At 48.4% G+C, this 24026-nt stretch carries 21 protein-coding genes and 9 pseudogenes; 18 read left to right on the forward strand and 12 right to left on the reverse strand.

Annotated features, from left to right (window positions below):
* Nucleotides 1–45: 45 nt before the first annotated feature.
* From ON05_RS00085 to ON05_RS00100, 4 genes are all read right to left on the reverse strand, one after another.
* Nucleotides 46–411 carry a hypothetical protein gene (locus ON05_RS00085; RefSeq protein WP_262560961.1) on the reverse strand — a complete coding sequence of 122 codons (366 nt, stop codon included), beginning with the start codon at nucleotides 409–411 and terminating at the stop codon, nucleotides 46–48.
* A complete protein-coding gene (locus ON05_RS00090) occupies nucleotides 408–815 on the reverse strand; it encodes a transposase (protein WP_262560962.1) in 408 nt (135 codons plus the stop codon). The genes ON05_RS00085 and ON05_RS00090 overlap by 4 nt, the downstream gene beginning before the upstream one ends.
* A gap of 133 nt (nucleotides 816–948) precedes the next feature.
* Nucleotides 949–1434: a type II secretion system protein J gene (locus ON05_RS00095; RefSeq protein ID WP_010482128.1), complete on the reverse strand. Its 486-nt coding sequence runs from the start codon at nucleotides 1432–1434 to the stop codon at nucleotides 949–951.
* Between the two features lie 77 nt (nucleotides 1435–1511).
* Nucleotides 1512–3020 (reverse strand): hypothetical protein, encoded by a 1509-nt coding sequence (locus tag ON05_RS00100; RefSeq protein WP_010482129.1) that lies wholly within the window; start codon nucleotides 3018–3020, stop codon nucleotides 1512–1514.
* Nucleotides 3021–3535: 515 nt separating this feature from the next.
* Between ON05_RS00100 and ON05_RS00105 the strand changes: the two genes are divergently transcribed.
* A complete protein-coding gene (locus ON05_RS00105; protein WP_010482141.1) occupies nucleotides 3536–3793 on the forward strand; it encodes a hypothetical protein in 258 nt (85 codons plus the stop codon).
* Between the two features lie 16 nt (nucleotides 3794–3809).
* On the opposite strand, the gene ON05_RS00110 is transcribed toward ON05_RS00105, so the two are convergent.
* Both ON05_RS00110 and ON05_RS00115 read right to left on the reverse strand, forming a co-directional pair.
* On the reverse strand, nucleotides 3810–4175 hold the full coding sequence (locus tag ON05_RS00110) for a hypothetical protein (protein ID WP_010482142.1): 366 nt from the start codon (nucleotides 4173–4175) through the stop codon (nucleotides 3810–3812).
* A 1-nt stretch (nucleotide 4176) separates the two neighbouring features.
* The gene (locus tag ON05_RS00115) at nucleotides 4177–4350 is read right to left on the reverse strand and encodes a hypothetical protein (RefSeq protein WP_175307317.1); all 174 of its coding nucleotides are present in this window, start codon (nucleotides 4348–4350) and stop codon (nucleotides 4177–4179) included.
* 94 nt (nucleotides 4351–4444) lie between these two features.
* On the opposite strand from ON05_RS00115, the pseudogene ON05_RS38285 reads away from it, so the two are divergent.
* The 7 genes and pseudogenes from ON05_RS38285 (at nucleotide 4445) to ON05_RS00145 (ending at nucleotide 8481) form a co-directional block, all read left to right on the forward strand.
* Nucleotides 4445–4860 (forward strand): annotated as a pseudogene (locus ON05_RS38285) (transposase).
* Nucleotides 4754–5295 (forward strand): annotated as a pseudogene (locus ON05_RS00120) (transposase). Before ON05_RS38285 ends, ON05_RS00120 begins: the two co-directional pseudogenes overlap by 107 nt.
* Nucleotides 5296–5400: 105 nt before the next feature.
* The gene (locus ON05_RS00125; protein WP_262560963.1) at nucleotides 5401–5619 is read left to right on the forward strand and encodes a hypothetical protein; all 219 of its coding nucleotides are present in this window, start codon (nucleotides 5401–5403) and stop codon (nucleotides 5617–5619) included.
* A gap of 330 nt (nucleotides 5620–5949) precedes the next feature.
* Nucleotides 5950–6102: pseudogene (locus tag ON05_RS00130) on the forward strand (IS1 family transposase); the annotation flags it as partial.
* A gap of 113 nt (nucleotides 6103–6215) precedes the next feature.
* Nucleotides 6216–6605, forward strand: a complete 390-nt coding sequence (locus tag ON05_RS00135) for a hypothetical protein (RefSeq protein ID WP_262560964.1) — start codon at nucleotides 6216–6218, stop codon at nucleotides 6603–6605.
* A 13-nt stretch (nucleotides 6606–6618) separates the two neighbouring features.
* On the forward strand, nucleotides 6619–6972 hold the full coding sequence (locus ON05_RS00140; RefSeq protein ID WP_262560965.1) for a hypothetical protein: 354 nt from the start codon (nucleotides 6619–6621) through the stop codon (nucleotides 6970–6972).
* Between the two features lie 318 nt (nucleotides 6973–7290).
* A pseudogene (locus ON05_RS00145) lies at nucleotides 7291–8481 on the forward strand (IS4 family transposase).
* A 171-nt stretch (nucleotides 8482–8652) separates the two neighbouring features.
* Here the strand turns inward: ON05_RS00145 and ON05_RS00150 are convergent.
* Nucleotides 8653–9045, reverse strand: coding sequence for a M23 family metallopeptidase (locus ON05_RS00150; protein ID WP_050857557.1), 393 nt, complete (start codon nucleotides 9043–9045; stop codon nucleotides 8653–8655).
* Between the two features lie 30 nt (nucleotides 9046–9075).
* Nucleotides 9076–9468 carry a hypothetical protein gene (locus ON05_RS00155; protein ID WP_050857558.1) on the reverse strand — a complete coding sequence of 131 codons (393 nt, stop codon included), beginning with the start codon at nucleotides 9466–9468 and terminating at the stop codon, nucleotides 9076–9078.
* Between the two features lie 366 nt (nucleotides 9469–9834).
* On the opposite strand from ON05_RS00155, the gene ON05_RS00160 reads away from it, so the two are divergent.
* Nucleotides 9835–11106, forward strand: a complete 1272-nt coding sequence (locus ON05_RS00160; RefSeq protein WP_262560969.1) for a hypothetical protein — start codon at nucleotides 9835–9837, stop codon at nucleotides 11104–11106.
* Nucleotides 11103–11417 carry a hypothetical protein gene (locus ON05_RS00165; protein WP_262560971.1) on the forward strand — a complete coding sequence of 105 codons (315 nt, stop codon included), beginning with the start codon at nucleotides 11103–11105 and terminating at the stop codon, nucleotides 11415–11417. Before ON05_RS00160 ends, ON05_RS00165 begins: the two co-directional genes overlap by 4 nt.
* A 27-nt stretch (nucleotides 11418–11444) precedes the next feature.
* Here the strand turns inward: ON05_RS00165 and ON05_RS00170 are convergent.
* Nucleotides 11445–12474: pseudogene (locus tag ON05_RS00170) on the reverse strand (transposase).
* 536 nt (nucleotides 12475–13010) lie between these two features.
* Between ON05_RS00170 and ON05_RS00175 the strand changes: the two are divergent.
* The 3 genes from ON05_RS00175 (at nucleotide 13011) to ON05_RS00185 (ending at nucleotide 14321) form a co-directional block, all read left to right on the forward strand.
* Nucleotides 13011–13175 carry a DUF1328 domain-containing protein gene (locus ON05_RS00175; protein WP_010471230.1) on the forward strand — a complete coding sequence of 55 codons (165 nt, stop codon included), beginning with the start codon at nucleotides 13011–13013 and terminating at the stop codon, nucleotides 13173–13175.
* Between the two features lie 153 nt (nucleotides 13176–13328).
* Nucleotides 13329–13664, forward strand: coding sequence for a hypothetical protein (locus ON05_RS00180; RefSeq protein WP_010471229.1), 336 nt, complete (start codon nucleotides 13329–13331; stop codon nucleotides 13662–13664).
* Nucleotides 13665–13724: 60 nt separating this feature from the next.
* The gene (locus tag ON05_RS00185; RefSeq protein WP_010471228.1) at nucleotides 13725–14321 is read left to right on the forward strand and encodes a hypothetical protein; all 597 of its coding nucleotides are present in this window, start codon (nucleotides 13725–13727) and stop codon (nucleotides 14319–14321) included.
* Between the two features lie 4 nt (nucleotides 14322–14325).
* Here the strand turns inward: ON05_RS00185 and ON05_RS00190 are convergent, their stop codons facing one another.
* Entirely contained in the window at nucleotides 14326–15120 is a 795-nt protein-coding gene (locus ON05_RS00190) for a DUF1206 domain-containing protein (RefSeq protein ID WP_010471226.1), read from the reverse strand.
* A gap of 236 nt (nucleotides 15121–15356) precedes the next feature.
* On the opposite strand from ON05_RS00190, the gene ON05_RS00195 reads away from it, so the two are divergent.
* Nucleotides 15357–18443 carry an MFS transporter gene (locus ON05_RS00195; protein WP_063825625.1) on the forward strand — a complete coding sequence of 1029 codons (3087 nt, stop codon included), beginning with the start codon at nucleotides 15357–15359 and terminating at the stop codon, nucleotides 18441–18443.
* A gap of 482 nt (nucleotides 18444–18925) precedes the next feature.
* A complete protein-coding gene (locus ON05_RS00200) occupies nucleotides 18926–19411 on the forward strand; it encodes a response regulator (protein WP_010471223.1) in 486 nt (161 codons plus the stop codon).
* Nucleotides 19412–19436: 25 nt separating this feature from the next.
* On the opposite strand, the gene ON05_RS00205 is transcribed toward ON05_RS00200, so the two are convergent.
* Nucleotides 19437–19817, reverse strand: a complete 381-nt coding sequence (locus ON05_RS00205; RefSeq protein WP_010471222.1) for a DUF2294 domain-containing protein — start codon at nucleotides 19815–19817, stop codon at nucleotides 19437–19439.
* A gap of 192 nt (nucleotides 19818–20009) precedes the next feature.
* On the opposite strand from ON05_RS00205, the pseudogene ON05_RS00215 reads away from it, so the two are divergent.
* A pseudogene (locus tag ON05_RS00215) lies at nucleotides 20010–21400 on the forward strand (ISKra4 family transposase).
* Between the two features lie 286 nt (nucleotides 21401–21686).
* On the opposite strand, the pseudogene ON05_RS00220 reads toward ON05_RS00215, so the two are convergent.
* Nucleotides 21687–22277: pseudogene (locus ON05_RS00220) on the reverse strand (IS4 family transposase); the annotation flags it as partial.
* Nucleotides 22278–22379: 102 nt separating this feature from the next.
* Between ON05_RS00220 and ON05_RS00225 the strand changes: the two are divergent.
* Nucleotides 22380–22556 (forward strand): annotated as a pseudogene (locus ON05_RS00225) (IS200/IS605 family transposase); the annotation flags it as partial.
* A gap of 72 nt (nucleotides 22557–22628) precedes the next feature.
* Nucleotides 22629–24020: pseudogene (locus tag ON05_RS00230) on the forward strand (IS4 family transposase); the annotation flags it as partial.
* Nucleotides 24021–24026: the final 6 nt, after the last annotated feature.

Here is a 24026-nt window from a genome sequence, read left to right on the forward strand (position 1 = left end):
TCATTCCATAGGGATGGAAAAGGACACACACTAAATGTAGGGCTGCTACACGCTAATTCCCAGAGAGCCTCTTTCTTGGAAGATGGATGAATCGAACAGCCTTTTTGGACCTGGCTTTGGCGTCTTTCTCCCACGTAGATTTTTATTGATATTCGGCACCATACCCCGATTAAAAATGGCCTTGCGATTCTCACGACTATCGTACACGCCATCCAAGCTGACGACAGTCCCAATCAAGTCTATGCCTACTGTTCGGGCCGTACTCATCACTTGCGTCAGTGCCGTTTTGAATAGAGGTGACTCGTTCCGGTTACCTGGGGCACTCACAAATGGAGAGATGATATTGCAGTTGCGATGACCGAAGGTCGGTCTTCGACCATCACAGAAAGCAACCACTTTGTCACCCTTCATGTGCTTGTGTCCACTAAATCCCAGATTGTCGCCCCCTTTTTGGCTGCAGTGGTCGTCCCATCCCCATGAATAACGCTGGCATCCAACTTCCCTTTTTCATTAAGCATTGAGACTGACGCTTTGAAAATGTCTTCAAAACACCCATGGGTTTCATAGCGTCGAAAGGCTCGATAAACACTGGAGTGGTGAATTTCCGGTCGCCCATTTTTGTCCTTTTCAATGGGTAACTCACTCCACTGACATCCCAAGTGCAGCAACTTCAAAATGTAGTTGAAGATGGCATGCAAAGAGAGCTTTGGTTGAGGTCCCCGAGTGCCGATGTGCAAATGGGGTAAGACAAATGTCTCAAACTGCTCAAGGGTTAAGAATGTTGGAATCCATTTATGGGACTTAGTTTGAGGCATCTGCACTCCTCACGAACGGTAAACTAAATGACGCCAGTCATTTTAGTCTGTAACGATGAAAGGCTATGCAGGGAATGGGTGTTAGCTGATCTGAACCATGGAATAAAACCCGAAATGAGTTGTAACTATGGTTTCAGGGGCATTTGAAGACGGCGTGAGGAATTACCTCAGTATTTACTGTGGCAATCGGTTTACTGCCTCCTTGTTCCGTCACTTGATAAGTGATGTTTAACAACCGATACGGGTCAGAAGAACTTGTATAATTGGCGGTTCGAGTAAGGGTATAGTATTTCCCACCTAATGCTCTCGGGCCAATGGTTGTGGAGGCTCCCCCTAACCCCGTGACCGAGTCATTGAGAAAGCCTGCTGCAAACCCATCACTGCTGAGGGTGGCTAGGCACCGAGAGGAGTAGGGCTGGGTCGTCATCTCATATTGCGCCGCTTGATTGACGACGGTTTCTAAATCTTCCTGGATCCAACTGACGGCTTCATCATATTGAGTGGCAACTACCCGAAAGGCCGCTGAAGTCACGATGGCCTGCATGGTCATGGACACAAACACAGCGGCAACAATCATCGCCACCAACACTTCGATTAAGGTAAACCCTCTATTAGCCATGGAGGAAGACTTTGAAGAATCTAGCCATGGGGAATTAGTAGGGCTATTTATGAACAGTCTTAACCACTGATGTATCATTACAACCTCACCCGTTGCCATTGCAATACACCACCGAATCGATAGCGGGCTGGCCAGTCCACATATTTGAGAATATCGATTAGACTACTCACATCTTCAGGAACAGCGATACCAGAGGTCGCATTGGGAGTAATGATGGTGTCATAGGGTTCCCCTACCTCCCCGATGAAGTTGACATCTCGATTGCTAGCAGCATTTTTAGAACTGAGGATATCCTCAACCCAGACAACCCCCTCAATATTGGTATTCTGACCGCCTGGACAACCTGGGCCAGAGGTGAGCAATTGAATTTCATCCCGAGCGGACCAAATAAAGGCATTTTGGATACAGGTTTGGTCATATAACAGAATCGTGTCCTCTCCTCCTCTTAAATTCAGACGTAAGCCTCCGACCCGAGGCGGTTCGCCATCGGTACGAATATTAAGGATTTTGGCTGAATCCCGTAAGCTAATGCTTTGTTTTGGGGCACTATTTTTGACAAAATCTAGAACAACTGGGCCATTGGTAGTGTCAATAGTCAACACATCATTACCGGCAAGATCTATTTGCTCAATCTGATATAGCGTTGGCGATGTGGCACTAACGCCATTGAGGGTCTGGCTAGTGGTGATTTTCCCGAAGTTAGTGCCCTTGATCCCATCCGGGATGTTAGGTCTCAACAAGCAGGCAAACAATGTGCCGGAAACAGTGTCACCACTAGCTCCGTCGGATACTGCTGAAGAGAATACTGCATTGAGATATTCCGAACGCGTTGAGTCTCCAGGTGCTGAACTGCCTGTCAAAGAGGGATCGGGTGAAGATGGGGGATAATAGTAGACATTACCTTTACTCCCAAGAATTTGTCTACCTCGAAGGGCTAGCACCCCAACTGCCCCTCCACTACCGGGATTCGGATCATGCAAGACAACCCCTGGAAAACCCTCTAAATCAGGTTTCACCGCAATGGTGATTAAAACCCCTGTGGTCTTCCCATCTCGACTTGCTTCAACAAATAGGGTGCCTTTCTGCTCTTGCGGATTAAAACGATAGGCCCTGAGGGTGTAGCTTCCCGTTGCACCCATAGCCCCTGTTGTAGCAAAATTGGGGCTTCCCCATCCTTTGGATTGGTGACAGGGTTGACTACTAGGGTCATAGCCTGTCCACTCATCAATGGCACTGGTTTCCTCATCTCCGTTGTTAAACATGCCATCTGGGCCAAGATAGGTCTTGCCCGTTTTGGGATTAATTGTATCGTAGTTACGATTGAGCAATACGGCATTATTGGGGATAGTTAATTGGGCTAAGGACCGGGCCATTCCTCCTTCAGCAATGGCTAAACTCGCCCCGGCTTCTTTGCGGTTAAAAGCAGAGATGCGATCGCTTTGGGCAATCATCATCGTCGATAATCCCAAAATGACCATTACAAAGCCCAAACCAAGGGCAAGGGGCAACGCAAACCCCTGTTCCTGTTGTTTGGACTTCAATCGTCGAGAACGATGGATAACTAAGTAATAGAGCAGTGTGGACAATGTCTTCCTTCCAATGTTGCGCCTGCCAAGAGTGAGCCTCCAAACAGCATCAGTATCAAGATTCCTGTCTTAACGGGTGCATAAAAGCCAAGCTTTATGAGAAAAAGCTATTTGCATAGTATGCCTCTTGCAATATTCGTTTCATGATGTGCTACTTACGTAAAAATGTCGCGATCTGACTCGAATTTTAAGTCCTCTACCATATCGTTAGTTGAATTATGCAAGAGGTCTAGTGATACTTGGAAAAAATCAATGCAAAGTAGGCTTATGGACCACGCAATACAAGACAACACTCTCTTAATCGTGGCTTTATCCGTTTGCCACTGGCGACCGGGAATACACTCAATTCCCGGTCAGTGAAGTATATAAGTCCTTGGATGATTCCGTGATCCTATGGAGAAATCAATTCACTGCTAATCAACGTTAGATACCACGAAGGTACCATCCAGCCTAAAGACCTGTAACCTTCCTTGTTACTTTGTATTCCCAACTCAAATTAGAGGGGCAAAATCATTATGCATCAACGATTCTGGACTTATACAAGCCCTATTCGGGCAGGGGCGAAAACTGTTTCAGTTTATAACGATGGCCTCACGGTCTTCCTGTATGATGCCGCTAATGAATCCAAAATCCAGTCAGCCAATCCACCCGTTTTGACCGAAGGCTGCGCTGAAGACACCCTCAACGAGGATTCTAAAGCCCTCGTTGAAGTCGATCTATCTCTATTAGAACCCAATCCTATTGCTGCGCCCCTTTGGACTCAAACTTGGTAAGTCAAAAGGGGATTGCTCAGCAAGCTTTTAATTCTGAGGTTCGCCACATCCTCCCGCCACCCTCGGCACACCCCTCGCGATCCCGTCGTCCTCCCCCCGCGCTCTCAGGGGGCTGCTCCAATCGTTGCGTTGCATCGGGCTGATCTTTTCCGTGCTCCGCACCGAGAAGGGGCATCATGGGTCTGATTGATACTCTCGTTCCCCCCTCGCACCTCTGCCCCTCGGGGGCCTGCTCCAGCAGTGCGCTCCGCGCGGCTACCAACAACAGCGCCGATAAAGGTACCACACAGCGGCTTTCTTGCAACCCCTCCGGTACTCCTGCTCTCCGCTTCGCTAGGTAATAGTTCTGCGATAGTCTTCGACCGGCCTTCGGCCATCGCATTTCAGTAACTGGCTCCGCTGCGTTTAGTCCGTGTCCTCGCAAGCGGTTGGGGGCCGATATCGATGTGCGATCGCACTTTTTCCTTGGGGGCACTCCATACCCCCGACCCAACCGGGGTGGCAACGCCGGGCAACATGTGGTTTCCAGAGAAGCGTTGTTGCTGGTTATTCGCCATGCTTCTTCAGTTGTTTCTATTCGTTTTTATAGAACTCATTTGAGATCTTTTGCCTAATACGCGAAACTGCTAGAAGCGTTCTATTTCAATTGTTATGGCCTACTCAAGCAGTCTGACTGATGCCGAATGGGACATCCTCAAACCACTGTTACCAGAATTTCTACCACCCAAGAAAAAGACAAGGCCTCTGATCTGGAGTTACAGAGAGCTGATTGATGGGATGCTTTATCGACTCAAAATGGCTGCAACTGGGAGGACTTGCCCAAAGACTTTCCTCCCTCCTCAACGGTCTTTTGGCACTACAACGAGTGGCGCAAAGCAGGCTCGATTGAGACATTGATGACGCTGCTGCATGGACAGGTTCGTGAGCAGGTAAAAAAAGTCCAAATGGACAACGTTGATAATGGCAGACTCGCAAGCGGTGAAGAACACCTGCAATGCGAGGGTGGAGTCGAAAGGGTTCTGTTTCTACAAAGCCACCAATGGAATCAAGCGACATCTAGCTGTTGATACCCTTGGCTTTCCATTCTTTACCCTTTGCACACCCACAAATGTCTCAGACGATATGGGCTTACTGATGATGTTGACCCTCAATATTGAGTACTTCAAAGCCAAGCCGGTCAATATCCCTAAAATCACCTTTTTGTTGGACAACGGCTATCACGTGGACACCTTAACTCAGAAGCTTGAGGCTATCTATCCAGCCATCATGAGAAAGATCCGATTTGAGCTGTCGCCGAAGCCTTCAAAAGCAGACAAAGCGGCTCAAGGGAAACGGGATTTGTTCCAGTTGCGACCCGGTGGGTCATTGAGCGTTCCAACGCTTGGATGGAGCGCTGTAAAAGCCTGACTAAGAACTTTGAGCGAACGCTTGTGAATGCAAAAGCGCAAATGGATTTGTGCTTCGTCAGGCTTATGCTGAAGAGACTTGCGGCTAGTTCTTGAGATCTCAAATGGGTTCTATAGGGGTTACCATGCTGACTTTGCTTCGTTCTCCCGCGCCCTTCCGTCCAGTTGGTTGCCTTCAGCCATGCCTTCTGGGGCTTGGTCTTGCTGCTTCTTGCGGTTGTCCGGGTCGGGCTGGGCCGAGTTAGCGGGGGTTCCCGTGGCCTCCGTCGATCCGGCGGTGGCCAAGCTCCAGGCCATGGGGAGTCTCGGGTCTCTGTGGTGTCTTCTGGCCCTCAGTTGTGCGTCATTCGGTGCCAGGCTCAGCGGTCGGTGTTGCTGGAGTTGTCCAATGCATTTCCCAGTGCTTGCCGGGTTGCCTAGTTTACTTGGGTTGGGGTCCTGTGGGGCCTCGACCCTTTTTTATTGGCTGGTATCCATAAAGAAACAAACACCAGAAATGTAGAGTACTTCATTTTGAGGAGAGGATGCATTCAGCCAGCTTATCTCCTCTCAGGCCAATCTTCTTCCAAGCCAACAGCAGCAATATCTTTGAAACCAATGTAGTCTAGAACACGATAGACAACCTACGTTACCGGGAGGTTGGCATCCCTCAGTTACAATCAAGCTAGATTCCAAAGCATGATCTTGGGTCGTGCATCAAAAAGTGTGGGTTTGTTAAACCTATAGGGAGTTGAGTTATCCTATCTTCTGATGCAATGTCCTCTATGTGGTCATCCAAAGACCCACAAACACGGTAAAACCAGTAAAGGCAGCCAACGTTACCGTTGCCCCCACTGTCACCAAACCTTCAGTGAGACCTTTGATACCCTTTATTATCGCCGTCAGATTTCTTCTCAACTCATTTCGGGTTTTATTCCATGGTTCAGATCAGCTAACACCCATTCCCTGCATAGCCTTTCATCGTTACAGACTAAAATGACTGGCGTCATTTAGTTTACCGTTCGTGAGGAGTGCAGATGCCTCAAACTAAGTCCCATAAATGGATTCCAACATTCTTAACCCTTGAGCAGTTTGAGACATTTGTCTTACCCCATTTGCACATCGGCACTCGGGGACCTCAACCAAAGCTCTCTTTGCATGCCATCTTCAACTACATTTTGAAGTTGCTGCACTTGGGATGTCAGTGGAGTGAGTTACCCATTGAAAAGGACAAAATGGGCGACCGGAAATTCACCACTCCAGTGTTTATCGAGCCTTTCGACGCTATGAAACCCATGGGTGTTTTGAAGACATTTTCAAAGCGTCAGTCTCAATGCTTAATGAAAAAGGGAAGTTGGATGCCAGCGTTATTCATGGGGATGGGACGACCACTGCAGCCAAAAAGGGGGCGACAATCTGGGATTTAGTGGACACAAGCACATGAAGGGTGACAAAGTGGTTGCTTTCTGTGATGGTCGAAGACCGACCTTCGGTCATCGCAACTGCAATATCATCTCTCCATTTGTGAGTGCCCCAGGTAACCGGAACGAGTCACCTCTATTCAAAACGGCACTGACGCAAGTGATGAGTACGGCCCGAACAGTAGGCATAGACTTGATTGGGACTGTCGTCAGCTTGGATGGCGTGTACGATAGTCGTGAGAATCGCAAGGCCATTTTTAATCGGGGTATGGTGCCGAATATCAATAAAATCTACGTGGGAGAAAGACGCCAAAGCCAGGTCCAAAAGGCTGTTCGATTCATCCATCTTCCAAGAAAGATTCAATACCATTGAGCGAGTCTTTGCCTGGGAGGATAAATTCAAGCGCTTGTTGCTGTGATTCAAACGGATCAGCAAACTGCACTATGCCTTGAAAAGCTTGGCATATACGATGATCAATCTTCGGCATTTTTGCCAAGGTTAGGATCGATTTGAAATCTAATCATTCCAGAGGTCTCTAATACAGTGACCGATTTTTTCATGCCTATAAAATGGAATAATGGGGAGAATCTTTGGAGATGACAAGGCGCTTCAAATCTAGAGTCAGTAGTAGATGTAGCAGTCTAATTTCAAAGAAAATAGGGTGGTCGAAACGACTACCCTATCCAAAATATGTTGCCAACATGCTACCAAAAAGTACTACGTGCTCACCTGAGCGAAAGCCAATATTTGACCTTGCAACTGTTGATACTGTTATTGCAAAGTCATCGCCAAATCCAACTGGCTCGGCTAGCCAGCATGTTTCCTCAACCGATTCATTACAGCAGTCGCATCCGCAACTTGCAGCGGTTCTTAGTCCTACCCCAGTTGAGTGTACGTCTGTTATGGTTTCCCATTCTTAAGCACTGGCTTTCAGAAGAATTCAAGACAGGCCATGGCAATCGAGCCTATCGCCGAGCCCGCCTCAAACGCACCGTTAATGGCTATGTGGTGATGGCCGTTGACCGCACCCAATGGAAGGGACGTAATCTGATGATGGTGACAGTGGTATGGGGTAAACATGCCTTGCCTGTGTACTGGGAACCCTTGCCTAAATCAGGCAGTAGTAGTCTCAAACAGCAACTCCGTTTGTTGAAAACGGCTCTAAAAATCTTCAAACCCTATCCAGTTGTGGTACTAGCAGACCGAGAATTCCACAGTCCTAAACTGGCTCTGTGGTTGAGCCAACGACAGGTTGAGTTTGTGCTCAGGCAAAAGAAGAGTGCTTATGTTCAACTCCAGGGTGAAGTACTATCAACCCCTCAAACAGAGGGGATTTACCCCAGGCCAGAAAGGGTTCCTTCGCGATGTCTATTGGGGAAAGCGAGACCAGTTGGGACCGTTTAACCTCGCGTTTTACTGGAAGCGACAGTATCGAGGCAAGGGGGGAAAAGATCCTTGGTTTATCATGACGAGTTTACCGACACTGGAGCAGGCTCTCTCGCTTTACGCTTGCCGATGGGGAATAGAGATGATGTTCAAAGACTGCAAGAGTGGGGGATACAATCTCGAACGAACGAAAGTCAATGATGCTCGTTTCCTTGCTTTGGTACTGGTGATGGCGATGGCCTATTGTTTAGCAATAGTCGCTGGCTATGGATTGAAAAATTGAAAGTCAACCACTATGTTGCTCGGCTCAATGAGCACTCTCGGCGGCGGCCTCGACACAGTGATTTTGGCACGGCGTTGTTTGGACATTTATGGTGTTGTGGCATGGAAATTTGGACCTCATTCGCCACTGAATTAATGCAACTGATACCCCATAAACGACTCAATTATCAGAGGGGCATGAGGGCGCTATCACTGATTCAGACTATGTTGTAAAACCCTTGTCATCCCCAAAGGGAGAATTCTCAAAGTAAAGCGATTCAATTGCTAGTTTCTACTTTCTCAGTTGTTCATATTAGATCTAAAAGTCAATATTTTAGGTTATACTGCCAACGGCTGAGGACTTAACATTTCAGATTGAGCTATAACTCTCTCTACCAAGGAATTTTAAACCCATTTAAAAAGTAAACTTTCAATTCGTTCGGAGTATAGCTGGTTAAAAACCCGAAATGAGTTGAGGTGAATCATAATGCTCAACACGCCCTGACCGTGATCGATACCTATGGTGTTGCCGTGGAGTTCGAAACCGTCAACCACTCTTCCCACTAGCCGGACATAACCTGCCGCTGGAGCGACAACGGGTGCCCCCGTAGCGGCAGCGTAATCTACGCCTCGGTGGTAATAGTCTTTAGCAAACACGCCGTTGTAATATCGCCGGACACCAAATTCAGTGCTGACGTAGCCCTGGCTAGGGCGGACCAGTGCGCCTTTCCAGTGACGCTTTGGAATAACGATGCGCTTGAATTTGTCGACGCGGTCAAATCCGTGATCGGTCCCCAAATCACTGCTGCCTGAGGGGAGCCAAATGCGCTAGGTGGTAAAGGAGCGGCCTGCCAGGTTTACGGTTAAGCGACGCGATATGTCTGAGCCAGAAACATTCAATGTTAGCTGTCCAGGTGTATCTAGAGGACTAGTGGGAATCAACGCCCGATAACGATTGCCGGATACCAAAAAGCTGGGATAGTCGGTGCCGTTGACGGAAACAACCGGGGCAGTGCCAGCCGTTGAAACGCTAGAGATCACGACCAAGATGGTATCGCCCAACCTGGGGGTCGTTGGCGAGAGGGTCACCTCGTAGGCATGGGCAACAGGACTCCAAAGGCGACCGCTGGCGACTGTGCTGACCATTGCCCCCACCATCGTGAGAAAAGCCCGACGCCTTATACGAGGGAAAATGACAGGACAAATTTTGGGTTGCTTCATAGCTTATGGGGATTCAAAGCTCAATAGACCTTATCGGAAATAAAATGGGTGAGAATAACTTCAAACGTCTATGTCGCAAGTCTTTGAGGTCGATTTTTATCCAAAAATAAAACTCTTTCCCAGTAAGGTTTTCAGCTATTTCCGATAAGGTCTAATTTCTTGTTTACAAGCGTAACCATTCCAACTTAGGTAATAGAGAAATATCTAACCTTATCCAAAACGTCTTTAATAAGAGTAATCACCAATCCTGAGTCAATCTAATTGTTGGAGCTAATGATACCTATCTATAATCTTGACGTTCGCGTAATCGGATCGCATAAAGATATTCAGCGTATGCTCGTCTAGCAATCAAGCTAGGACAGCGGCATGGCGGATCAACTTACTGTTACGACTGAGCGTATTGATGATGTAGTGCTCCTGCTGCACATGATGATGCAAATGGGTTTACCAGAAGTGCTCAACAAACATCTTCCCCGCCACTGGAAACAGGAAGGCTTGGATTGGGGTTGGGTGATTGTGATCTGGCTTTCCTACATCCTTTCCGAAGGCGACCACCGCAAAGTAGTCGTTCGAGACTGGGTCAAGCAACGCAGCACGATGATTGCCCAAGTCTGTGGTCTGACGTTAAGAGAGACAGACTTTACAGACGACCGTTTAGGCATCGTCTTGAGTAAGTTGAGCCAGCCAGATTACTGGCAGCAAATCGAGGGCGACCTAAACAGTCAAACTCTGCGTGTTTATGAGTTAGACCGTCATTGCATTCGTCTAGATGCGACCACTGTTTCGGGTGTCCACCTGGTCCATGAGGACGGACTCTTCCAGTTTGGCCATAGCAAAGATGATCCGAGCCTTCCTCATCTCAAAGCCATGCTGGCGAGCTTAGACCCACTCGGTATGCCATTGGCAACTCACATTGTTTCGGGGGAGCAAGCGGATGACGGACTGTACCTCCCGATTTTTGAGCAAGTCCGCAAAAGCTTTCCTCGGGTAGGGTTACTGTGGGTAGGCGATTGTAAGATGGGTGCTAAAGCGACCCGAGCACAGATTCATCAGCAACAACATTATTACCTGACACCTTTAGCCAGAGTGGGTTCAGTGCCAGAGTTACTGGAACAAGGACTCATCGCTGCAGTTGCCAACGAGTCTCCTCTATTAGGAGTTCATCGTCTTGATGAGAAAGGACACCCCCAGGAAATTGCCACGGGATATGAGTTCTCCAGAAAGCAGGAGCATCATCAAGCGGATGGCTCCACAATAGAGTGGAGCGAACGGGTATTGTTAGTCCATTCTCCTACCCATGCCCAACAGCAACAGCGAGGTCTTGAACAGCGACTTAAACGAGCAACCCAAAAGTTAAACGCACTGACACCTGCCGTTGGACGCGGTAAGCGACAAATTCGCAGCCTCTCAGAGCTTCAGCGGAAGGCTAACGCCATCCTTAAAGCCCATCGCGTTGAGGGATTGATTGAATATAGCTGTGAGTATCACCTAGCGGTAAAGCAACAGAAAGAGCGCTACCAAATCACCAAAGTTACACTCATAAAAGCCGCAGTTGAGACAACACAACAACGCTTTGGCTGGCGGGTTTACGTCACGAATGCTCCCTTGAAGAGTTGTCATTTGAGGAAGCTGTCTTGACTGTTCGGGACGCTTGGATTCAAGGAAGTGGGTTCTCTCGCTTGAAAGGTAGACCTCTCGGGGCATCTCCACTCTTTGTGCAAAGGGATGACCAAGCCAAAGGATTGATGCATTTACTGAGTCTGGGACTGCGGATCTTGACGTTAATTGAATTCGTTGTTCAACGTCGATTAAAGCAACACAAGGAGAAATTGTTTGGACTCTTCCCGGGAAATCCAAAACGCGCCACTACCCGACCCACTACGGAAAGAATTCTAAGGGCGTTTAAGGACATATCTCTGACCATTCTTGGCGTAAAAGACCAGGACTAACGCATTGACAGAAATTACCCCCAATGTTCAAGAGAGCCATCCCAGCAGTGGTTGTTCAAGAATGAATTGTCGAGCAACCTCTTGATATAACTTGCGTTGTAGGGCATACCAGTTGTCTATCTGTTGGTGCCAAACTTGTAATTCCAGCTCCACAAAAGCCCTAAGAGCACAAAACACATGGGTATGAACAGCCTCAGTTAAACGCACACGAAACCGCTGAAGTCCACACAATTGTTTGCCTGCACGATGAAAGCATTCAATGCCCCAATGGAGTGTGTGTAAATGCTCAAACTCAGCTTTACCTGCAATAGCAAGCTCCTTCGGGTCTGGCGCATACAGAAGGTAATAGCGACACGATTCGTTTTTGAATCGCTGGCAAAAACCTTCACGATGCCCACCCCTTTGAGGTAAACATGTAATCCTTGTTCAGGGATGACAAGGGTATCCACGCGTTGATACTGGCTCTGGCCCAATCGCACCTGTCGATTTTTGGCAACACCAACCAGGAATCCCAATTGCACGTCTTTGAGTAAATTGAGATTGGCCTTGGATGCATACCAAGCATCGCTGGTGAAGGTCGTCGGTCGAAGCCCCCAAGCTAAAACCTCTTGGAGCATTTCCTGGAGATATTGATTCTTGGTTTTGCCCTCCTGTTTGTCATAAATACGATAGTTAATGGGGACTCTCAAGCCATTGGGACTGGTGTAGTACAGGGTGATTAAGGGGATTCCCAAAATCGGTTTGCTATGTTTGCTACTCCAGTAATATCCCAACAGGTCCATTTTCTTGGGGTTGCTGTAGAGTTTCTCAGAACAGTATCATCAGCACTCAAAACGCCTCCGGTCAGCTCAATCCATTCATTGTCTGCAAGTAAATCAAATAGATCTTTGGGCTCATAGCGTTCTCGAAGCAAAAAGCGGTTGATGCTGTCGTGAGAAACATCTTTGAGGATTTCTGCCATATGGCTGCATCCATCTCCTTGGGGTTGAGCTAGGAGATAGCGGACATAAAGGTCTTGGGTGCACTGAGCAGTTGAAGGCTTGCTGGGTATTCGCAACAGAGGGAGAACATTAACGGCCTTTATCTTTCAACCCACAAAATAAAACCCGTGTCAATGCGTAAGTCCTGAAGACGAAGAATATGGACATGTCTCCCCGTTAACTTCACTGCAACAGAGCATCTTAGAACTTCTAGGCTTGGCCCCTGATATCTACTCCAGTCTTGAGTCAAGTACTGATGAGGCTTGAATTACAGGAGGATGAAGCAAGACATTTATTCAGAATTGGATAACGCGAATGCCAAGTAAACAATCTCATCTACTGGCACAGAATTTAGGTTCCTTCGGAAGGGATATTCAGCTTTCGAGAAGGGGTCGGTTCTTGAATCCTCATACCGAGATTGAGAATTCATCCCTATTCGTGAGTGAATTGCTGGGGACGAACCATTTCCTATCAATGAAGGGAACCGATGGGAGTACCAGCGCTGACTGATATCAGCAGGGGGAGCGATTTGGATCTCTAGTCGGACACCAAACGGTTGACCGATATCTTCAGTTCATCTTGCTGCCTAAATTTAATCAGAGGAGAACTCCCCATGCTTAACTGGACACTTACTTTTTTAGTAGTCGCCTTAATTGCAGGCTTTCTTGGCTTTAGCGGTATTGCCGCTAGTGCAGCTGCGATCGCAAAAATCCTTTTCTATATTTTCGTCGCCTTTTTTATCCTCTCCTTTTTATTTGGCCTAACTAGGAGGGTTTAGTGGATCCCCTGGATTCCTTTTAACACGGCCTTATCGTATCGGTGTTGCCTCTATCCCTAGGGGGAGAAATACAAAACCGACAGTTCTCACCTAAGGTGGATGATTCTTACCTCGTAGCCTTCCTACACTGGGATTGAATTTCAAGGAAAAAAAATGAGTCAGTTAGATAGAGAACAAGCTCGTTACGAGCAAGGTTATGCGGCAGGAAGCCGCTCCGGTAATAATAATTCCGCAACAGGGATTATTGTGGGCATCTTGGCTGTTGCTGTACTGGGTGTTGGCGCATGGTTTGTCTTTGCTCAAACCAGTCAAGAACCAACCGGAGATACCGATGTGATTAACGTTCCAGCTCCAGAAGCCCCCAAACCGCCAGAAGTTAACATCAATGTCCCTGAACCAGAAATCAACCTTCCTAAACCTGACATTGATATTCCGAGTCCCGAAAATGGGACTTCCGAGTCAAGCTCCAGTAGCGAGTCCGGTTCGTAATTCCTCACCGTGTTCCCCGCCGAGTGACGCATTACCCTTTAGCAAACGGAAATAAAACTCATGACATATTCATCTTCAGACCGTACCCGTACTAACCCTGTATCAGATAAAGACATCATTGTTGATCAAGAAGTTCGCTACGCTGATGGGTCCGTGCAGAAGCATCGAGAAAAGCTAAGCAGTAATGATCCAGCAGCGGAAGCACGAATCGAGCGTGCCCGGCTAGAAATGGATCGCCAGCTTAAGATTCGAGATAACGACAATGCTGCACGGGGACTTTTGGTGGGCGTCATCGCTACGACGTTCCTTGGATTAGGAATTTTAGCCTGGTATATCCTCACCCATCAACAGGAGACAGAGGTTAATCCAGTGGTGGTGCCTGCCCAACCTGCTGAACCCTCAACACCGCCCGATATTAATATCACTTTACCAAACCCCCCGACAGCCGAAACCACTGAAACCGCACCTGCCCCACCGACCATCATTCAAACCCAGCCTGCTCCCCCTCAGCAGCCCTCGGTGTCAACTCCTCCTAGCAGCGAAACGGCTCCCCCGGCTAGCCCAGAAGCCTCTGCATCAGAACCTACGAATTCTGCAGCTCCCGACCAGCCAGTGAATGTGCCGCCGACTGAGACGACGACTCCTGAAGCCCCTTAGGTTTTTATGGCAGCTCAATGCGCCGATACCGGGCTTGGCACCCCATATAAATCCCATACGCAATCAACCCTATGGCCACCAGTGTTAACAGCCCTGGCCCGTAGGGTTGTTGTTTGATGGTCTCCAGAGCCTCTTCTGAGGAACGGACCGTGTCAGCATCGAACTCGTGAGCTGCTTTAATCACGTAGCCACCAATAATGGCCAAGATAATTCCCCTCGCACAGTACCCAACTCGACCGATGGCCACAATCATCTGTCTTTGCAGAGAATTCAACGTATTGAGCTGTAAGCACTGGCGAAAGTCTGCTTTCCAAGTGCGGTAAAAGAAGGCAATCCCTACCCCTAAAAAGCCGACGCCAACGGTCCCCACTAGCCACTGGCCCATGGGCCAAGACAGTACGCGGGCAGTCCAGAATTCAAAACTTTCTGAGTCTTGTTGGCTGCCTTGAAGGATCTGTACTGCGGTAAAGGCCAAGGCTCCATAGGCAACCCCACTAAGGCCCCTGCCCAGACGTTTGAACCCGTTTTTCAGAGTCTGGGGGTGGGCATTAGGATTCAATCCTGCTTCAACGATCCGCCAAAAAGAATAGCCCGCTAGACCCACTGTAATGGTGATCAACAAAATATTACCAGCTGGCTGGTGTGCGATCGCACGCAGGATTCCTTGGATATCCTGAGCTTGTTGGTGATAGATGAACGCGGCTCGAGCCGCCAGGATACCGAGCAAAATATAGACAAAACCCTTAATCAAAAAGCCAAATCGAATCCAACCTACGAGCCATTTTCTGGTTTTGCCCATGACGTTCGTTTAGTCCTGCTAATTATGGCTGTTCTCAAAGGTTCGGTGTCGAATCGTTCGGAATTATTAGAGGGATTTGGACAGGATATCTCGCATAAGCGACTCACTTCAGGTACCTCTTGAGATAGAGATCAGCTGCTCTACGCTCCCAATCACTATACCTTTAGCAGGATGTAAAGCGGGGGTGGAGTCTCTAGGGTGGAGGAAAGATCGCAGTGTTTTCTGGAGAAATCGTTATGGCAAGCGGAGGAATTCTAGCGATAGCTAGTAGCCCGTTACTTATCGCTCAACTATCCCCTGAGACGACCGCAGAGACAGCAGCAGAAGCAGCCTTTGTTTTTTCTGGTCCTCAGTTTATTGTCACCATTATTTCAGGTGTATTACTCGCCTTCGGGTTCCAGATGCTCCTGACCAACTTGTCCGTGGCCACAGGGGTGTCTTACCTCAGCTTTCAGGCTGGGTCCAGCTCTAATTCTTCTGATGAAGGCGGCCTTAGCCTCCGCACCATTACCCTGGGCATGGGACTGTGGACTTTGGTCAGTGTGACGATTGCGCTATTTGCCGCTTGTCTGCTTGCGATTAAGCTCAGCCTTCTTCAAGAAAATATTCTATTGGGGGCCATCATTGGCCTGGTCATTTGGGCCACCTACTTTTCCTTGCTGGTCTGGTTTAGCTCCACCACCGTCGGTTCCTTGATCGGCTCGGTTGTGAAAACAGCCACCTCAGGCTTTCAGTCTATATTAGGAACCGCCACCTCTGCGATCGCTGCCAAAGGGGCAAGTGATACGGTCGTAGCTACGGCAGAGGCTGCTGCTGCCGCAGTCCGCAGGGAACTCATGGCAGATGTTGATCCAGAAACCCTGCGGGAGAATTTACAGGACTATTTAGCCACCCTCCGCTCTCCTAGTTTTGACTTGCAAGGCATCGAGCAGGAATTTGAGCAGATCATTACCACTTCAGATCTCTCTCAAATGGCAGATCGAGAGGCGCTTAAGGCCATCGATCGGCAGACCTTTGCGGAGTTGGTGCAATCCCGCACCGATTTATCCCGGCGGGAAGCCAAGCAAGTGACTGATCGACTGTACCAAACTTGGCAACGTTTGCTGGTCAATCAGCCGCAAGGTGACCCGATGCGGGAACTGGTGACCTATTTACAGTCTGCTCAGCCCCAACAGCTGATTGCGACGGAAATTGGCCCCCGCCTGGATAAACTCATCGCTCAACTTAAGCAGGATGATCAGCAACAGGACCCTGCCTCTACCGCAGGCGCGTTTGGCATGCTCTCCAGCGTTGTCATGGGTCGGTCGGATTTATCCGAAATGGATGTGGATCGGATTACAGAACAGTTGCAAACTGCCAAAAACCATGTTACGGATCAGGCCAACAAACTGGCGGCAGCGGTTGACCCCAACCAAAGCCAGACCGTCCGCAGTGTCGTTCAGCGAGACGTTGAGAACTACCTGTTGAACACCTATGTCTGGCAGAAGCAGCCAGAACGTTTAGAACATGAGTTTCGAGAAGTGCTCTATGACCCCACGGCTGATCCGGCTGTTTTGCGAGAGCATCTTCGACAACTCCACCGACCCCAATTTAAACAATACCTGAAATCCCGCGGGATCCTTACCCAAACTAAAATACAAGCTTTAGCATCACAGCTTGATGCCGTACGCCACGCAGTGATCCAGGAATTGTCCACCCAGATTAAGGAACAGGTTCGGGTTGATCTGTTTCGACGCATCCAGACCTATCTGGAGTTGACCCCCAAGACTGAGATGCTGTCCAATATGGGAGATCGAGCGTTTACAGCCCTTCTGGAAGATGAACAATTTGATCCGAATGAACGGTATGCTGCGATCGCACAAATCCATCGCGATCTGCTCCTCCAGCCTTTGGTCACCCGAAGCGATCTGACAACGGCTGAAATTGAACTTTTAGTCAATCGCCTGGAACAAATTCACCGGCGAGTGGTTGCAGAAACCCATGCAGACCTACAGTCCAGCAAAAGCTCATTGGAAAAGCAGTCCCAGAGCCTGCAAGATTACCTCCGCAATACCAATAAGGCTGCCCTCAATCCTGAAGGCATCAAGCGAGATCTGAAAAAGCTGTTGGATGAACCTAAAGTCGGGGTACGCCGATTACGTCGACGGATGGCTCAGTTTGATCGAGACACCTTCGTCCAACTTCTGAATCAGCGGCAGGATCTGTCTGAAGGAGAGGTCAATGCAGTTATCGATGACCTGGAGGCTCAGTGGTACGGGCTGGTTAACGCTCCCGATGACCTGACAACAAAGGCCCAAGACAAATTTAACCAAGCGACGAGTGCGGTAGAAAACTACTTGCGCAATACCAACAGAGCTGAACTCAACCCCGATGGAATTAAGCGGGATCTGCAAACTCTGCTGAATGATCCATCTGCGGGGCTGAGCGCCCTGAGAGACCGCCTTTCCCGCATGGATCGAGAAACCTTGGTGCAGTTGCTCAGCCAGCGAGATGATCTGTCCGAACAGGAGGTGAACCGCATTATTGATGATATGCTCCAATCCATCCAGGAGGTTCTCCGCACACCCAGACGGTTTGCGAAACGGACCCAAGTCCAAGTCCAAAGCTTCCAGACTGCTCTAGCAGACTATTTGCGAGGAACGGATAAAGCCGAGCTGAACCCGGATGACATTCAACGGGATTTAACCTTACTGCTTAATGACCCTCGATTAGGTGCTGAGCGATTGAGTGATCGGCTGGCTCAAGTGGACCGGACCACCCTCGTGGCTTTATTAGCACAGCGAAAAGATATGTCGGAGCAAGAAGCTAGGGAGACGATTGATCAAGTCCTGGCGGTTCGTGACCAAATCGCCAGCCAAATACAGCAGGTGCAGCTTCAAATCCAGTCTGTTATTGATCAAATTTTGGCTAAGATTCGCTACTACCTCAACTCCCTCAATCGCCCTGAGCTTGAATACGAAGGCATTAAGCGAGACGTTCGCCAGCTGTTCGACGATCCGCAAGCGGGCCTACAGGCACTCCAGGATCGATTGTCTCAGTTTGATCGCCAAACCTTGGTGGCGGTCCTCAGCTCCCATGACCAAATTTCTGAAGCGGACGTGCATCAAATCATCGATCAAGTTGAGGCGGCCCGAGATAGTGTTCTTCGCCGGGCTCAACGCTTAGAACAACAGTTAAACAACCGCATTAGCGATCTACAGGTCCAAACTCAGAAGCAATATGAGGCCACATGTAAAGCTGCGGCTTTAGCGTCATGGTGGCTGTTTGCAACGGCTCTAATTTCTGCGGGGGCTGCGGCGGGTGCTGGTATCTTAGCCGTTTAATTCAAAGATCAATCCTGCAAATAGGATGAATACCATGAGTCTTCGTTAAGAGGGCTTGTGGTTTTTTCTTGGGGTGAAGAAAGGTGGCGATCTCAAACCTTGTAACTTTATTCATGAAGCATAGCGTAATCCACTTCAGCTTATTTAACGCTCTCTCATTCTCGGTTACATCGTAACTACCCCCCATAGAAAATCACAGTCGCCTATTGTTTTATTAGTTGCGAAATGATAAATTCGGCCAACAAATGCACCAAATGGTTCCCAGTTCTTTATATTTAATTTATAATAATTTCGTATAAAGCTGTAGCTTTGCCGGTTTGAGACGCTCTTTCTCTATTCAGTACCTGTTAGGACAAAGAGCGTGTATCTAGTAGAGCGTGAAGCGAACCAATCTACTCCAAGTGCCGCTTTGCCACTGGTGGAATGCTTCGTTCTCCAATTTCAGGAGATAGGCATTCTGGGTACTGACCTCGGTGAAGCATATGGAATCTTCTTCATTAATTCATAGTCAAAATATCGTTACTCCTTCGGGGGAGCATACTCAACGGAACCGACGTCCGTTAGTCTTAGTAATTGAAGATGACCAAGACAATCTCTTGTTACTGTATCACTTAGTAACTAGTCTGGGGTGTGATGTATTGCTGGCTAGGGAAGGACAAGCTGGACTGGCCATGGTCAAAGATACATTGCCGGACCTGATTCTTCTTGATATTGTTATGCCTCACCTGAGTGGATTTGATATCCTACGGCGTCTAAAGCAACTACCTCAGGCTCGGTCTGTAGCTGTCGTTGCAGTCACAGGCTTGGCAACTTCGGAAGAGAAACAAAAGCTGTTAGAGGCAGGCTGTTGTGACTATGTTTGTAAACCCTATTTGATTGACGTCCTTGAATCCCTTATTTGTAAATATGCATCAATTCAATCTCCACCTCAATTCACTAAACCGACAAGATTACCAGCTAGTGCATAACTATCAGTGTTGATTCAACCCACTTTTAGGATGCATTGGAAGTGCGCACATTTGGAGTCTCTTCTAATACCGCAATTATGCCTGTTAGACCTGATTCCAAAGTTACATCGCTCAGCAGCTCTGTCACGTTAACTCCTGCAACTTCTTCAACTAGACTTTTAAGCTGCGGTTTCATAAAATCGTCTAGATTTGTCCGTACCTCTTCAGCTAAGTCCCCTTGTCCCTCTTGGGCTAAAACTTGTTCGGGCTGAGTTAGGGAATCTTCCAAAATAATAATAAATTTTTCTCCGCAAAGTTGGCAGGTCACTTTACTAGGTTGCTGACCTAATTCATTACGATATAATGCCTGCACTTTTTGAGAAAGCGAACGTTCTAGCTGCCCTTTTGTGGGGGTGTCGGATGCCATTACCATTGTACCTCTGGAGCAGGTTAAGAGTCAGAATATAACTGGCTTTCACAGCACATTTCTCAGGTATTTCCTCTTTAGTTCTTAGAAACAACATTATCATCTTGGGCGTAAGCACAGAATCGGGGATGTATGGCTCAAAGAAAAACGGGTCAAGGACAATAGATCCTGTACCCGAATCAAAAACTTGTCATGAGCCTAACATCGCAATTGCCAACCGTACTAGAGCATCACGAATTTCTAGAACAGGTCGAAGCACTCAAAGAAGCACCCAGCCTGAGTCAGATGGTTTATATCGTTCTGCAAATGGGTTTGTTTTTGGCTCGCTGGCTTCTGGAGGATGAACTCTCACGGCGAGCAAAACAGTATTGGAATGGCCGAGGTGTCCCACTTGCGGAACCCGCTTGCACTCGAAGGGATGGGAATCTCGTCAGATGCAGACACTGGTGGGAAATATTGCCTGAAAGCGACGGGTGGGTCGTTGTCCCCACAGGTGTCCAGGTAGTCTATCCGCTCCTTTGGATCAATCCATTGGGATTACCTCCTATCAGCACAGCAGTGAAGAATTGGTTCGTCTAGGCTGCTTGTTAAGTCTATTTATGCCCTATGAACTGGCCAGTTGGATGCTGAGTCAGTGGAGTGGTTTATCCGTCAGCTCATCAAGCTTGTGGAGTTGGGTGCAAGTCATGGGCAACAAAGCTTATCAGGAGCTAGAGACTCAACTCAAAGCTCAAGCCTCAGGTGACCAGACTCCTTGTGAAGCGATTTCAGAGGTGTTGTCTGCTCTACCTTTGGCCATTGCTGCTGACGGTGTGATGGTGCCCTTTCGCCCCACCCCGAAAACCCCCAAGGGAAAAATCCAGTGGCGAGAAGTCAAAGTTGCTATCTTAGCCCGCCTAGGAACACGGGGCACCCGAGCACAAAAGCGTGTCCCCCAACTACTACGTCGAAGACTGGTGGCAGTATTGGGCGATATCGACCAGTTCATCCCCTTACTGCACCTCGAAGCCCGCAAACAAGACTTTGAATCGGCCCCAAGCGTCATCTGGTTGAGTGATGGGGGGCGAGGCTTCTGGCGAGTCTACCGCACCTTGTTCTCTCACTGTGCTGTGGCAGTTCTCGATTTCTTTCATGCAGCAGGCCATCTTGCACGAGCAACAAAAGCGATGTTTGGGGATGCTCGCTCTGCTCAAGCCCAAGCCTGGTTTCGGCGCTGGCGACACCAATTGCGACATGGGCAACACCTATTAGTATTGCGGTCCTTGACGATGTTGATTCACTCACAATTGTTTACGGGCAAATCTTTTACGACGTTGCTCCAGGTACAGGCTTATTTCCAGCGCTATCTGCGACACATCCAATATCGCCACTTTGAACAACTACAGATACCGCTGGGGTCAGGAATGGTCGAAAGTGCTTGTAAGTGGCTGATTCAACAGCGCTTTAAGGGGGTTGGTATGCGCTGGAGTGAGGATGGTTTCAATCATCTACTCATGCTGCGGCTTGCCTGGGTCAATCAACGGTTTGACTCCCTATTCCCAGGGGTAACCATTCCGAAGTCTAAGGCATCCCCGATCCATTAGCTACGCCCTATCATCTTCGTTCAGTTCTGACTGAGAAGAGTTTGAGGATATTAGATTCACTTCAGCTCGATCTCTCTCTTTAGGTAGATCCAGCAAACTATCTTGCGATAGAGACGCAACCTGTGGGCCGATTGATAGGCTAATAATGTCTCCAAAACCACCGATCATAAAGGCGTTCAACAATGAGTATTGAAGATAGAATTGACGCCACGGTCAAAAATCTGGAGGGAAAAGGTCAGGAAATGATGGGAGAACTCACTGGGAACCCATTGGCAACAAGTTAAAGCTACACCCCAGCTTGCAAGGGTATTTCAGCAGTTGGCTTAAAGAAGAAATTTTCAGACCCTCGTTGACGATCTGGAAAAGGAGCAACAATCAGTTTGACCTTAGGTTTTCGTAGACGTTTGACAATCCCTAAATCCTGATTTTCTGGAGCCGCAACATACTGGACTGGGGCGGTTGCTAACCCCTTTTGGTGCGCCACAGAGAAATGATATAGTCCCCGATAAACCATCTCCAAGGAAATCCGGTCAAAGGGTAAAGCCAACTCGTCTGCAATAGCATCGCCTAAGTCTACTAAGACGGCGTAAAACAACCAAGTTGCCCAGATTTGAAGCTTTACCCCGTTGATAGATCCTGTCCACAGATAGCTCAGTCCCAGTAATCGCTTTACCGTGTTGAATGCTTCTTCAATTCGCCATCTTTTGCCATATAAATCAGCAACGACATAGGGCGGTAAAATCTCTGGATCTAGAACTGAGGTGAGATAGGAATGCCAGGTTTTGCCCACTTTGATTTCAATGAGTCGCAGGGTCACGTTGGGCTGTTTGGGGGTGCCATACCCCATTTGAATTTGCTGGTCGCGGAGAGCATAACTAAATATTGGTAAGCCCCCGGCTCTGCCGGGGAGACTCTCGTAGGTTTGACTGGGTGCAACGGTAGAAAATTCTCCTTGCAGTTTTCTCGCAAGGAGAAAGAAATGTCACCTAAGAAGCTAAATCATACGACTTGGGATTGCAAATATCACATTGTATTCATTCCTAAGCGTCGTCGGAAAGTTATATATGGTAGTCTTCGCAGTCGTTTAGGCATTTTATTTCGGGAGCTGGCGGAACAACGTGGTGTTGAAATTTTGGAAGGTCATTTGTTGCCAGATGGCACTGTTCTAGGATCAATGGCACTGACTTAAGCAGTAAGGAAAGGGCTACAAGTCCTGATAGACATATAATCAAGACTTGCAAGCCATAAATATTCTGCCTTTCACTATGTCTGAGTCAGCCGAAACTCTCAAGCAGCAATTTTCCCAAAGCCTGGGTTTACCGTGGACAGATATCCTTCCAGCCTCAAGGTTAGATGAACTCCTGAAAGAAGAAGCATTCTCCTATCGCAACCGGGTATATAGCCCCATCGTTACGCTGTGGGCCATGCTTTACCAAGTGCTATCAGCCGATAAAAGCCTTCGTAACACAGTCAAATGCATCACGACTTGGTTCACAGCGGCTGGCATCCAACCGCCCTCATCTGATACCGGAGCCTACAGCAAAGCCAGAAGTCGCTTTCCAGAGTCACTGTTGCAACGTTTAATTCCTGAAAGCGCTGAGTGCTTAGCGCAAACCCTCTCCCCAGAGCACCTCTGGTGTGGTCGCCCTGTTAAGGTCTACGACGGGACCACCGTGTTGATGGCTGATAGTGAGGCCAACCAAGCGTCATACCCACAACATGGCAATCAAACAGCAGGCTGTGGGTTTCCCATTGCCCGATTGGTAGTGTTCTTCTGTCTGGTCACCGGGGCAGTGGTCTCAGCCTGTATTGCCCCATGGGACACCAGTGAAATTGTCATGAGTCGTTTGCTCTATCAAGACCTTGAGGTCGGTGATGTGAAGCCTATGGCAGCTATGTTGATCTAGCCATCATTCAACCACACAGGGCTGATGGAGTGTTGCGTAAGCATCATGCCCGCAAGACTGATTTCCGCAAAGGCAACAAGCATGGCATTGGTGATCATCAGGTGACATGGCACAAGCCAGCCCAACGGCCTGAGCACATGAGTGAGCAGGAGTTTGCCCTGATTCCTCAGACATTGGTCGTTAGAGAGGTATGTTTACGCTTATCCCTTAAGGGCTTTCGCGACCAGCATATTATTGTGGTGACGACGTTGCTGGATGCTCAACGCTACAGCGCTGGGCAACTGACTCGCTTGTATGGCTGGCGTTGGCCAGTGGCGGAAGTCAATCTGCGCCATCTCAAAACCACCTTAAAAATGGAGATGCTCAGTGCCAAAACTCCGGATATGGTGCGCAAGGACATTTGGGTACATTTGTTGGGCTATAACCTACTCAGAAGTCTCATGGAACTTGCAGCACCGCTAGCAGATAATGCTAGAACTCAACTGTCTGTGCAAGGAGCACGACAACACTTCAATCAGATGCTTGCTTTGTTGGCGACAGCCAACCGTGCGACCAGAAAGCGGTTGTTTACTCATCTACTTGAGACCATGGCAGCCGATCTATTACCCTCTCGACCGAATCGGCACGAACCGAGAGTCGTCAAACGCAGACCCAAATCTTTCTCGCGAATGCGACAACCTCGCTCTGCTCTCAAAGCTAAGCTAGCTATTTGATTGAGC

It is taken from the genome of Acaryochloris sp. CCMEE 5410 (assembly GCF_000238775.2).
GTDB lineage: Bacteria > Cyanobacteriota > Cyanobacteriia > Thermosynechococcales > Thermosynechococcaceae > Acaryochloris.